General features: G+C 33.9%; 14 protein-coding genes. 9 read left to right on the top strand and 5 right to left on the bottom strand.

Annotated features, from left to right (window positions below; translation table 11 throughout):
• Positions 1 to 50: 50 nt before the first annotated feature.
• Positions 51 to 683, bottom strand: coding sequence for a 7-carboxy-7-deazaguanine synthase QueE (locus tag C1S72_RS14180; protein WP_104736401.1), 633 nt, complete (start codon positions 681 to 683; stop codon positions 51 to 53).
• A 115-nt stretch (positions 684 to 798) separates the two neighbouring features.
• Between C1S72_RS14180 and C1S72_RS14175 the strand changes: the two genes are divergently transcribed.
• The 8 genes from C1S72_RS14175 to C1S72_RS14140 all read left to right on the top strand — a co-directional run bounded on the left by C1S72_RS14175 (position 799) and on the right by C1S72_RS14140 (position 6,961).
• Complete coding sequence (locus C1S72_RS14175; RefSeq protein WP_104736400.1) at positions 799 to 2,334, top strand: helicase HerA-like domain-containing protein; 1,536 nt, start codon at positions 799 to 801, stop codon at positions 2,332 to 2,334.
• Positions 2,335 to 2,365: 31 nt separating this feature from the next.
• Entirely contained in the window at positions 2,366 to 2,917 is a 552-nt protein-coding gene (locus C1S72_RS14170; RefSeq protein ID WP_104736399.1) for a hypothetical protein, read from the top strand.
• Between the two features lie 22 nt (positions 2,918 to 2,939).
• Positions 2,940 to 3,914: a YitT family protein gene (locus C1S72_RS14165; RefSeq protein ID WP_104736398.1), complete on the top strand. Its 975-nt coding sequence runs from the start codon at positions 2,940 to 2,942 to the stop codon at positions 3,912 to 3,914.
• Position 3,915: 1 nt separating this feature from the next.
• Entirely contained in the window at positions 3,916 to 4,281 is a 366-nt protein-coding gene (locus C1S72_RS14160) for a cupin domain-containing protein (RefSeq protein WP_104736397.1), read from the top strand.
• Between the two features lie 23 nt (positions 4,282 to 4,304).
• Positions 4,305 to 5,102, top strand: coding sequence for an alpha/beta fold hydrolase (locus C1S72_RS14155; RefSeq protein WP_230401668.1), 798 nt, complete (start codon positions 4,305 to 4,307; stop codon positions 5,100 to 5,102).
• A 17-nt stretch (positions 5,103 to 5,119) separates the two neighbouring features.
• Complete coding sequence (rluF, locus tag C1S72_RS14150; protein ID WP_104736395.1) at positions 5,120 to 5,875, top strand: 23S rRNA pseudouridine(2604) synthase RluF; 756 nt, start codon at positions 5,120 to 5,122, stop codon at positions 5,873 to 5,875.
• A gap of 80 nt (positions 5,876 to 5,955) precedes the next feature.
• Entirely contained in the window at positions 5,956 to 6,525 is a 570-nt protein-coding gene (locus C1S72_RS14145) for a hypothetical protein (protein WP_104736394.1), read from the top strand.
• 13 nt (positions 6,526 to 6,538) lie between these two features.
• Complete coding sequence (locus C1S72_RS14140; RefSeq protein WP_104736393.1) at positions 6,539 to 6,961, top strand: VOC family protein; 423 nt, start codon at positions 6,539 to 6,541, stop codon at positions 6,959 to 6,961.
• A 2-nt stretch (positions 6,962 to 6,963) separates the two neighbouring features.
• Here the strand turns inward: C1S72_RS14140 and C1S72_RS14135 are convergent, their stop codons facing one another.
• From C1S72_RS14135 to C1S72_RS14120, 4 genes are all read right to left on the bottom strand, one after another.
• On the bottom strand, positions 6,964 to 7,845 hold the full coding sequence (locus tag C1S72_RS14135; RefSeq protein ID WP_104736392.1) for a bifunctional 5,10-methylenetetrahydrofolate dehydrogenase/5,10-methenyltetrahydrofolate cyclohydrolase: 882 nt from the start codon (positions 7,843 to 7,845) through the stop codon (positions 6,964 to 6,966).
• Positions 7,846 to 7,890: 45 nt separating this feature from the next.
• Positions 7,891 to 8,262 carry a four helix bundle protein gene (locus C1S72_RS14130; protein WP_104736391.1) on the bottom strand — a complete coding sequence of 124 codons (372 nt, stop codon included), beginning with the start codon at positions 8,260 to 8,262 and terminating at the stop codon, positions 7,891 to 7,893.
• Positions 8,263 to 8,297: 35 nt separating this feature from the next.
• A complete protein-coding gene (gene ffh, locus C1S72_RS14125; protein ID WP_104736390.1) occupies positions 8,298 to 9,626 on the bottom strand; it encodes a signal recognition particle protein in 1,329 nt (442 codons plus the stop codon).
• A gap of 126 nt (positions 9,627 to 9,752) precedes the next feature.
• A complete protein-coding gene (locus C1S72_RS14120) occupies positions 9,753 to 12,086 on the bottom strand; it encodes a LamG domain-containing protein (RefSeq protein WP_104736389.1) in 2,334 nt (777 codons plus the stop codon).
• Between the two features lie 101 nt (positions 12,087 to 12,187).
• On the opposite strand from C1S72_RS14120, the gene C1S72_RS14115 reads away from it, so the two are divergent.
• Positions 12,188 to 12,703 (top strand): RNA polymerase sigma factor, encoded by a 516-nt coding sequence (locus tag C1S72_RS14115; RefSeq protein ID WP_104736388.1) that lies wholly within the window; start codon positions 12,188 to 12,190, stop codon positions 12,701 to 12,703.
• Positions 12,704 to 12,713 lie beyond the last annotated feature (10 nt).

The raw sequence follows: 12,713 nt of genomic DNA, 5'->3' as shown, positions 1-12,713 counted from the left end.
AGAACTAAATTTAATTGTTTATTTCTAATTGCTCAAATACTTCTCAAAAATTAAGGAATATTCAAATACTTATGAGTCTGAAGAGAAACTTTCCATTTCGGATGTTTCATGACATAATCTACAATTTCAGGAATTACCTTTTCGCGTTTACTCCATTCGGGTTGTAAGTACAAAATACAATCTTTATTTACTTTCGCGGCTTGTTCTTCAGCAAATTTAAAATCGCTTTTATTATAAATAATGCATTTTAATTCATGTGCTTTTTGATAAATCTCTTCGGTTGGTAATTTGAGCTTTTTTGGTGACAAACAAATCCAATCCCATTGTCCAGTTAACTTATAAGCACCTGAAGTTTCAATATGTGTTTGAACGCCTTTAGAGTTTAGCTGTTGTGTTAACGGCCCCATATCCCATGTTAACGGTTCGCCACCTGTGACTACTATGGTATCACTATATTTAACGGCATTTTCAACTATCTTTTCAGTTTCAGTAGGTGGATGTAATTCCGCCAACCAGCTTTCTTTAACATCGCACCAATGACAACCCACATCGCACCCACCTATTCTTACAAAATATGCGGCAGTTCCTTTATGATAGCCCTCACCTTGTATGGTGTAAAATTCTTCCATTAAAGGCAATAAAAGTCCTTTATCTATTAGCTCTTGTCTTTCACTTCGTGTCATAGCTTGCAAAGATAGTTATTAAGTTGAAAGCTAATGCTCTGAATTCGTAAGATTTTGTTTAGAATAGTTTCTGTATATAGCCATAAGATTAGTATTTTTATGGAAATTTTTGAAAATGAGTAGACAGGAAGAATTCTTTAAACATATTACGGAAGGGAATACCAACAAAGGTGAATATATAACTTTAGGCTCTGCTATGTTAGATGGGACAACCGTTAAGAATGCCTTTGTGAATGTTCCACTAAAAACCATGAATAGACATGGTTTAATTGCTGGAGCGACAGGTACAGGAAAAACAAAAACTCTCCAAGTTTTAGCAGAAAACCTTTCAGAAAAAGGCGTACCTGTTTTATTGATGGATATAAAAGGGGACTTAAGTGGATTGGCGCAACCAAGTCCAGGACATCCAAAAATCGATGAACGTCATGAAGCCATCGGGCTTCCCTTTAATCCTAAAGCTTTTCCGGTTGAAATTTTAACACTTTCAGAACAAAATGGAGTTAGACTACGCGCAACAATTAGCGAATTTGGGCCAGTTTTAATCTCTCGAATTTTAGATGTTACTGAAACTCAAGCTGGAATAATATCGGTAATTTTCAAATATTGTGACGATCATAAACTGCCTCTACTCGACTTAAAGGATTTCAAAAAAATATTACAATATGCCACAGGCGAAGGCAAAGAAGAGTTCCAAGAAGCTTATGGTAGGATTTCAACAGCATCAACTGGTGCTATTTTGCGTAAAATAATCGAAATTGAACAACAAGGTGGTGAACTATTCTTTGGGGAAAAATCCTTTGAAGTAGATGATCTTTTACGAATAGATAAAGATGGTCGTGGCTACATAAACATCATTAGATTAACAGATATTCAAGATAAGCCAAAACTGTTCTCAACCTTTATGTTGAGCCTATTGGCTGAAATATATTCTACATTTCCTGAACAAGGCGATTCGGGAAGACCTGAACTCATTATGTTTATTGATGAAGCACATTTAATATTTAACGAAGCCTCAAAAGCATTGTTAAATCAAATTGAAAGCATCGTTAAACTCATCCGTAGTAAAGGTGTTGGGTTGTATTTTGTTACTCAAAACCCAACGGATGTTCCTGAAGCGGTTTTAAGTCAATTGGGATTAAAAGTTCAACATGCGTTACGCGCTTTTACGGCTAAAGATAGAAAAGCTATAAAACTAACTGCGCAAAATTATCCTGACACAGAATATTATGATACGGCTGACGTTTTAACCTCATTGGGAACTGGTGAAGCATTGGTTTCTGCATTAAATGAAAAAGGGAGACCGACACCATTGGCAGCAACTATGATGCGCGCACCCATGAGTCGTATGGACATTTTAACGGATACAGAATTGAGAAATCTATTATCTGATTCTGATTTAGTGAAAAAATATAATGAAGAAATTGACCGAGAAAGTGCTTATGAAATGCTTAACAAAAAAATAGAACAAGCCGAAGCTGAAGAAGCTAAAGAAAAAGCAAGAAAGGAAAAAGAAGCACTTAAAAAAGCTGAATCCAAAAGAAAAACTGGAAGCACCAGAAAAAGTACACGCATGAACCCAATTGTTAAAGTATTGACAAGCGCTACTTTTATTAGAAGTGTTTTTGGTATACTTACAAAAGTCATGAAATAATAAAATCTAAATTTAAACTGAAATAACAAGCATGAATAAAATTTTAATACCTCTTATATTAACCCTATTAGTATTTGTTGGATGCAGTAAACAAGAAGATCCATTTTTAATAAGTAAAAAAAGCATTGGTCTTCTTAATGATTCAACTCAAGTAAAAGATCTAAAAACTATTTACAAAAATGATTCATTGGGTTTTGTAAAGAACAACAATCAGTTTATTGATGATGGTCGAGACATTGAAGTATTTGATACTTCAGGGAAACCATTGTTAGTATTAACACCTAGTAAAGCTTCTGACTCAACTGCAACAATAGCAACTATTAAAATTATAGATTCACGTTATAAAACAGCAAAAGGCTTATCAACGAATAGCACATTTGGAGTTATAAAAAACAACTATAAAATATCAAGTATTCAAAACACCTTTAAAAATGTGGTTGTTTTTGTTAATGAAATAGACGCCTTTTTTACAATTGATAAAAAAGAATTACCAGCCGAATTACAATTCAATTTAAACGCTGAAATTGAAGCCATTCAAATTCCAGAGAAAGCAAAGATTAAATATTTTATGATTGGATGGTAAAACGAGACCTTAAAAGACCTTAATGAAATCATCAATAGTTTCTAAATTACTCACTTTTGTTGCCAAGAAAAAGCTTGAAGCGCAAAATGCTTCAAAAGATATTTCTAATAAGCAACTTGTTCCGCTAATAAGAAGTTTACAGGTAGAATTAAGCCATGCTGTCAAGGAATCTATATTTATTATCATTGGCGTGTTTTCAGCCGGATTTGGTTTAAAAGGATTTCTTTTACCCAATCGTTTTATTGATGGCGGTGCCACCGGAATTAGCTTACTGCTTGAAATAGTCACGGAAATTCCATTAAGTTATTTTCTTATTCTAGTAAATATCCCTTTCATCATTTTGGGTGCCAAAATGTTCAATGTAAAATTCGCCATTAAAAGCATTGTAGCCATTATGCTTTTAGCGTTTGTAGTACACTATATTGATTACCCAACCATAACAGATGACAAGTTGCTTATTGCCGTATTTGGTGGATTCTTTCTTGGACTAGGTATTGGTATGGCCATGAGAGGAGGCAGCGTAATTGATGGCACAGAAGTTTTGGCTATTTTTTTAAGTAGAAAACTTTCATTAACCATTGGAGATGTTTTGCTTTTAATTAATCTAATTATTTTTTCATTTGGAATTTACGTACTATCCATAGAAACTGGACTTTACGCCATGCTAACCTATTTAGCAGCTGCCAGAACAGTGGACTTTGTTGTTGATGGTGTAGAAGAATATGTTGGCGTAACTATAATTTCTGCTCATCATGAAGACATAAAAATCATGCTAATTGATAAATTAAGACGTGCGTGCACAATATATGAAGGAAAAGGTGGTTATGGAAAAAATGGCGTTAGCACCAAACGAGATATTATTTATACCGTTACCACGCGTTTAGAGTTAGCAAAATTAGAAACTGAAATAGATAAAATTGATAAAGAAGCCTTTATTATAAAAGGGTTAGTAAAAGACATTAAAGGCGGTATGATAAAAAAACGCCCTCTTAAGTAATATGAAAAAATATAGCGTACAAACATCTCCTTTTATTGTTCCAACTACAGATGGAAAAATTATAAAAGAACATTTTGGCTTGGCGAGCACTAGTAATTCAGATATTAGCATTGCACATATGATTGCGCCTCCTGGTTGGAGCGAACCATATCAAACACCAGAATTTGATGAATTTACATTTATTATAAAAGGGAAAAAGCAGTTTATTATTGAAGGCGAAACTATCGTTTTAGAAGCTGGTCAATCCATAAAAATCACTAAAAACACAAGAGTTCAATACTCCAACCCTTTTACTGAACCTTGTGAATATTTAGCCATCTGTAAACCCGCATTTTCTATAGATTTAGTAAATAGAGAACCATCGTGATTGTCATTCAAAAATTAATAGGCTTGTTTATTAACATCGTTAGTTTATTCTCCAAAAAATTAGGAGCAAGATTGGCTTTATTTTTATTTACGAGACCTTTAAAAGGCCGAATAAATGAAGAACAATCTGATTTTTTAGGAACCTCATTTAGGGAGGAACTTTTGGTGAATGGTACACCCGTGATGACCTATCGTTGGTTGGGAAAAGGCAAAACCATACTGTTAGCTCATGGTTGGGAAAGTAATTCGGCTAGATGGCAATATTTGATTGAGCCATTAAAAAAACTTAACTATAATATTATCGCTCTTGATGCTCCAGCGCATGGGAGATCAGGAAGTAGTCGCTTTAATGCTTTGCTTTATGCTGAATTCATACAAGGTGTTGCAAAAAAATTTAAACCGGACATCATTATTGGACATTCTGTTGGAGGCATGGCTTCAGCTTTTTCACAAAGCAATCCTGAAAATTCTAATTTAAAAAAACTTATTTTAATTGGTTCTCCATCAGAATTTACAGATGTATTAAAACGCTATTTTAAAATGATGGGCTACAGCAAGCGCACAAAAAATGCCATAATTGCATTAATAAAAAAAAGGTTTAATGTTGAAACCATTTCTTTTTCAACTGCCAAACAATTAGAATTGCTAAATCTAGAAGGATTAATTATTCATGACGAAAAAGATGATGTCATCCCATATCATGATGCCATCCTTATCAACAAAAGCCTTAAAAACAGTAAACTTATTACAACCTCTGGATTAGGTCATTCTATGAATGACGAAAGCATTTCAAACCACATCTATGAGTTTTTGGAAAACTAATATGCTATCTTTGCTACATGGATAAAGATTTAACCAGACTCAACAAATATTTAAGTGAAGCTGGCTATTGCTCTCGTCGTGCAGCGGACAAACTTATAGATGCAGGTCGCGTTACAATTAATGGTGAAGTGCCAGAAATGGGGACCAAAGTAAGTCCTGATGATGTGGTATGCGTAGATGGCAAAGAAGTGAAGAACAACAAAAATAAATTTGTATATCTAGCTTTCAATAAACCTATTGGCATTGTTTGCACTACAGACACACGCGTTGAAAAAGATAATATCATAGATTTTATAAATTATCCGAAACGTATTTTTCCCATTGGTCGATTAGATAAACCCAGTGAAGGCTTGATTTTTTTAACCGATGACGGTGATATAGTCAACAAGATTTTACGTGCCAGTAATAATCATGAAAAAGAATACATTGTAACTGTTGACAAGCCTATTTCTCAAACTTTTATAGAACGTATGGCAAATGGCGTTCCTATCATTGATACCGTTACCAAAAAATGCTATGTTGAAAAGTTAGATTCACACACATTTAAAATTATTCTCACACAAGGTTTAAACAGACAAATTAGACGTATGTGTGAATATTTAAACTATGAAGTGCAAACACTAAAACGTGTACGCATCATGAATATTTTACTGGATGTTCCTGTTGGAAAATATAGAGAATTTACAGATAGTGAATTAAAAGAACTTAATACATTATTGGAAGAATCTACTAAAACATTTGTTCCAAAATCTCATTCAAGACGCTCAAAATAAGACTACTTAAGATGTTAATTTATTATTAATTAACAGCAGCTTTATCATTCTGATTGGTAACTTTAAGAAAACTAACAACCATGAAAGCACTATTAATTGTTTTTTTTCTGTCATCTTTCTGCTCATTTTCTCAATATGAATTCACAAGTAGTAAAGATTTTCCATTTGGACAGCCGAACCCTGAAGCTCCCAATCAAATAACAGATTATGCGCCAATGATTGGAAGCTGCAACTGCACCTCTACAAAACGTAATCAAGATGGCTCTTGGACTGATCCCGAAGCCATGACTTGGACATGGAAATATATTATGAATGGCATGGCCGTTCAAGATGAAACACTTAAATCAGATGGCTCACATTCTGGAAGTATACGGCAATATATTGCTGACAGCAGCAGATGGTATGTACACTGGTACAGTTCCAAGACTCCTTCAACAAAATTCCCAACATGGGAAGGCAATAAACAAGAAAATGGTAATATCGTTTTATACAGAGAACAGCTAGCGCCAAATGGCACTGAAGGCTTTTTTAGATTAACTTTTTACGATATTAGTAAAACGGGTTATAAATGGGTTGGTGAATGGGTTGACAAATCAGAATCCGTAGTTTTTCCAACTTGGAAGATAGATTGCGTTCGAGACGAGAATTAGTCTATATTTGAATATGTCAAAGCTCTCACCATTTCACATCGCTATTCCTGTTCATAATTTAAATGAGTCTAGAATTTTTTATCGCGATATATTAAACTGCGAAGAAGGCAGAAGTAGTGACCATTGGGTTGATTTCAATTTATTTGGTCATCAATTGGTAATTCATTACAAACCAAAATCAAAAGAAGAACTTCACACCAATGCTGTTGATGGTAAAAATGTACCTATCCCTCATTACGGTGTTGTATTACCTTGGGATACGTTTCGTGAATTTGCTGAAGATTTAAAAAATAAAGGCATCCAATTCATCATTGAGCCTTATGTTCGTTTTGAAGGTCAAGTTGGCGAACAGGCTACGATGTTTTTCCTAGATCCAGCAGGAAATGCTTTAGAGTTTAAAGCCTTTAAGGACATAGATCAGTTATTTGCTAAATAATCTTATTTATTATTGTGAATTTCCCTAGCCAACAACGTGTTTTTTAACAACATAGCAATTGTCATTGGTCCTACACCGCCAGGAACTGGCGTAATAAAACTAGCTTTTTTGCTAACATTTTCAAAGTCCACATCTCCTGTAATAACATAACCTTTTGGTGAAGTTTCATCTTGAACTCTTGTAATTCCAACATCAATAATTACAGCATCATCTTTTACCATTTCAGCCTTTAAGAAATTAGGGACTCCAAGTGCCGATATAATAATGTCAGCTTGAGAAGTAATTTGAGTTATATTCTTTGTGTGACTATGTGTAAGTGTTACAGTTGAATTTCCGGGAAACCCTTTTCTACCCATTAAAATACTCATTGGTCTTCCTACAATATGACTTCTCCCTATTACAACTGTATGCTTTCCCTTTGTATCTACATTGTATCTATCTAACAACTCCAAAATACCAAATGGTGTTGCTGGAATAAACGTGGACATGTCTAGTGCCATTTTACCGAAATTCATAGGATGAAAACCATCCACATCCTTATCTGGATGAACAGCCATTAAAACTTTTTGAGTATTAATCTGACGTGGCAAAGGCAATTGAATAATAAATCCATCAATATCTGGGTTTTCATTTAATTCTTCAATTTTATCTAATAATTCAATTTCACTAGTTGTATTTGACATACGAACCATGGTCGACTCAAAACCAACGCGCTCACAAGCCCTGACCTTACTGCCTACATACGTCAAACTAGCGCCATCATTACCGACAATAACTGCTGCCAAATGCGGAACTTTCTCTCCTTTGGCTTTCATTTTTTTAACCTCTTCGGCTATTTCGTTTTTGATGTCGTTACTTACTTTTTTTCCGTCTAAAATGGTCATCTTTTATAATAAGTTTTCAGTCCCAGTTTCCAGTTTGATGTATTATCAAATATTTTCTACACCAAATTTACTAGGATTATTAATCATGAAATTAATTAGTTTACCAACTTGTCTATTTTGTTCAATATAATTGGAATATTCTTTTTTAGAAATATAATTACATTTCAAAGCAAAATCTAACCAAGTACTCGTTTCAGAGTTCTCTCCATCAGCATCTGTCAACTTACTTATAAAGTGTTTGACATATCTTCTTTTTCTATACGCTTCTGATATATTTGCACATACTGAACGTGAGCTTCTTCTTATTTGGTCAGTTAAAGAATAAGTTTCTTCCTTTGGAAATGATTTCGAAATCTCAAATATACCCATAGATAAATCGAATGCTTTTTTATAGGCTAATAATTCTTTAAAGTCCATATTATTACTGAAAACTGTGACTGCTTACTCAAAAACTACCTCATGTTTTTCATAGCTTGCATCATACGTTTACCGCCACCACCTTGCATCATTTTCATCATCTTGCTCATTTGATCAAATTGTTTTAGTAATTGATTCACTTCTTGAACCGAAGTTCCCGAACCTTTACCTATTCGTTTTTTTCTACTTGAATTTATAATAGCAGGATTAGCGCGTTCTTTTGGCGTCATAGAATGAATAATAGCCTCAATACCTTTAAAAGCGTCATCATCTATATCAATGTTTTTCATCATTTTTCCAGCTCCAGGTATCATGCCTATTAAATCTTTCATGTTACCCATTTTCTTAATCTGTTGGATCTGCTTTAAGAAGTCATCAAATCCGAACTGATTTTTAGCTATTTTCTTTTGAAGTTTCCTAGCCTCTTCTTCATCATATTGCTCTTGAGCTCTTTCTACTAGCGAAACCACATCACCCATTCCTAAAATACGGTCTGCCATACGTGACGGATAGAACACATCAATAGCTTCCATTTTTTCTCCAGTACCAATAAACTTAATAGGTTTATTGACAACCGATTTAATAGAAATGGCAGCACCACCTCGCGTATCACCATCTAACTTGGTAAGGATAACACCATCAAAGTTCAGTACATCATTAAAGGCTTTAGCTGTGTTAACAGCATCTTGACCAGTCATGGAATCAACCACAAACAAGGTTTCCTGTGGCTGAATAGCCTTGTGAATATTGGATATCTCAGTCATCATGGCTTCATCTACAGCTAGACGACCAGCAGTATCTATAATTACCACATTGTGACCATTGGCTTTAGCATGAGCAATACCAGCTTGCGCAATGGCAACAGGATCTTGATTGCCTTTATCACTAAAAACCTCAACATTTATCTGTTCACCAACAACATGCAACTGGTCAATAGCAGCAGGACGATACACATCACATGCAACTAATAATGGTTTTTTTGTTTTCTTATTTTTTAAGTAATTGGCCAGTTTACCAGAGAAAGTTGTTTTACCAGAACCCTGCAAACCAGACATTAATATAATACTTGGTGTTCCTGATAGGTTGATTCCTTCGGCATCACCACCCATAAGTTCGGTTAACTCGTCTTTTACGATTTTAACCATTAACTGACCAGGCTGTAACGTTGTCAATACGTTTTGACCAAGTGCTTTTTCCTTTACACGATTTGTAAATTCCTTGGCAATTTTAAAATTAACATCGGCATCTAAAAGCGCTCTACGAACTTCCTTTAAAGTTTCAGCAACATTAACTTCAGTAATACTACCATGACCTTTTAAGACATGTAACGCTTTATCTAACTTTTCACTTAAATTATTAAACATAGGATTCTTGTAATTTTAAGAATTGCAAATTTAAGTATTTGTAGTGTATTTATAAAGTTTAATCAAACAAAAAAAGCTACTGTTTCCAGTAGCCTTTCACTTAAACTAATTAACCAAAAATTAGCATTACAAGCAAGTATAACAATCTGCTTCTAAATTGTATAAATCGCCTACTTCATTATCGCTCAATGTACGTTTGTAAACGCGTAAATCATCTAAATGGCCCTGAAAACCCTCTCCTAAAAGATAATGAGATGTTGGATCTGCACCTATACTCAAATCGGAACTCTCATTAATATTTCTCAAGACACCGTCTCTATATAATCTCACAGTGTTATTAGAATCTACTGTAACAACCAAATGATGCCAGTCTGTATTATCCCAAATAACATCTACCTCTTGATTCCAATCATTGTCCCAAAGTGACGTGTTTAAATTATCAAAAAATAAGGGTGTATTTAAATCATAGACACCTAAATTAAAACCTACTGTAGCATTACCAGGCTTTCTAAAAAACACCTCTAAATTTCCTGCGTTAGTGTTTTGCATTTTAAACCAAACACTTATTGTAAAACTGTCCCCTTGAACAATTTGATTAAAAGCAGAAACTGGAACCTCAACACTTTGAGTTCCATCAAAAGCGGTGGCACAGGAAACATTTCCAGCACGATCTTCAACATAGGATCCAGTTCCTATAATGACTTCAGCAGAATCATTCATTAAATCGTTTGTTTCATTGGAAAACGGTATATAAATTACTAAATCATCAGTCAATATACCCGGATTATCACAATTGGCACAATCCTGCTCCATAACCATTTCAGATATACTATTAATTGATTCCATTACCAATCTATCCTCATTACACTCAACTATCAACCAGCTTCCAGATATAGCTTGTATATCTGGCCCGGCCACATTACTAAATTCAACTATAGTTCCGGAACCCGATTGTGATGTTGACCACATTGAAACAATTGTTAAGCCATTTCCAGTGATAACAACAGTACCATCAGAATTAAAGTCTAAATCATAAACTGCTAAATCATTGCTGTTATCAAAATCAACAACATTCCATATACATTCTACTAAATAAGCATCTAGTTCTTCCTCTGAACATAAATCACCGCAATCTCGGACAATTAGGTCAATCGGAAACGCATAATAACTTTCTTCATAAAACGCTTTTATCAAAATAAACACCATACCCGAAGCTGATTCATAAGATTCAGGGTTTGGAATCTGATTTACTTGGTTATAAGCATCGTTTGAACTCGTATAATAAGAAAAAGAGATTGGAATAGAACAAGAAATCGAATCACCTATTTCGGTTAGATTAAAAACTTCTAACCCATCATTATTTTCATCACAACTCATAAGCTGAAAATTTGACGAATCAATTAAATTCATATAGCAGTCACTAAACAAATCATATAACTCACAATCTTGCTCTAAAACCATCGTGTTTTCATTTCCTGTAATAGTGTCTGTTTGGGTAAATTGAAAGACTTCTTCATCGCAACTATCAATTAACCAAGAACCATTTACATCATCAATAAAATTAGAAATAACCAATTCTGGGGAACCTGTATTACTACTTGACATTACCCAATTGGCTTCAATAGTTGAAAAATTCGAAGTCGTAACTTGTAGCGAATCATGTCCTTTAAAATTTAAATAGTATTCTGACAGATCACCTGTATTATTGTAACTAGTTATATTCCACAAACATTCCTGTAAGTTTGTCACAACAAACTCTTCGGTGCAATCAGTGTCACAATTCTCATTGGCGGCACTGATAGCCTCTTCCAATTCTTGATTATTAGTAACTTCAACCGTATTACCATTTACATAAACAAGAGAGACTGGAAAATTTAAACTAGCCAATACAGCTCCTTGATTATCTGTTTCCAATCCTTCTAAAAAGATATACAGTTCATAGTCATTATTGACCTCAACCGTATCGATTACTTGAAAATTGGTATTATAAATTGAAAACACCAAAGGATAAACAAAATCTACACATTCTATAACGTCTTCATTAGTCACGCAACTCTCAATAAAAGTATCCAGTTCTTCAACAGATTCTATATTAATTTCTGTATAATCATTTAAAATAATGGTGACAGGAAACAAAAATTCTATAGAATCCTCATCATTCATATTCTCATTGAAAATAGCTTCAATCAAACTAAAATCATCTATCGACTCAATAGTCAGCGTAATACCATTAGCAACAATGGTTACTGGTAAATTCACCGAAAAACAATCGCTACCATCCATAATATTATCAATCGTTCCGTCATTGGATGATGTGTGTCGCATTAAATTGGCCAAAGTCGAATTTGGCGCAATAGTCTCTTCCTGATTTGGAGGGGTTTCTTCATTAGCTTCTTCTTGACAGGATACGCCAACAAATAACATCATAAGTAGTAACAAAAGTGATAATCTAAATTTCATAACATGAATTTTATTGGTTATTTACAATATAACAGTTGTATTTAAAAATGTCCTACCTCTGTATTTCTTTTTTTATACATTTACGAACATAAAACCTAAAAATGCCCAAAGATTTAAACAACCACATATGCGATGAAGCTTTATTTTCAAAGGCATTTAAGGACTATGCAACAGATTTACACGATTTTCTGTATTACAAATTTGGCAGTCATATAAATCCGCAGGACAAAGTCCAAGAAGCTTTTGTAAAGCTTTGGCAAAAGTGCAAAGATGTCAAACCTTCAAAGGCTAAATCATTTTTGTTTACGGTTGCCAACAATTTAACCTTGAATGATATTGCCCATCAAAAAGTCGTGTTAAAATTTCAGGAAACCAAGCCCAAATCGTCAACCCATGAAGATCCGGAATTCCTAATGCAGGAACAAGAATATAAACTAAAATTACAAAAGGCTATTTCTAACTTAACCAAAGCACAACGTGTGGCATTCTTAATGAACCGTATTGAAGGCAAGAAGCATAGAGAAATCGCTGAAATTTTGAATATTTCACAAAAAGCTGTTGAGAAACGTATTTATGGTGCATTAAAACAATTACGAAAAGAAATTGAGGAAATTTAATACTTTAGGT

Origin of the sequence: Hanstruepera ponticola (assembly GCF_002940745.1) — a bacterium.
Taxonomy (GTDB): domain Bacteria; phylum Bacteroidota; class Bacteroidia; order Flavobacteriales; family Flavobacteriaceae; genus Hanstruepera; species Hanstruepera ponticola.
Note: the sequence above shows the minus strand (reverse complement) of the source record. Positions and strands in the feature narration are given on the sequence as shown.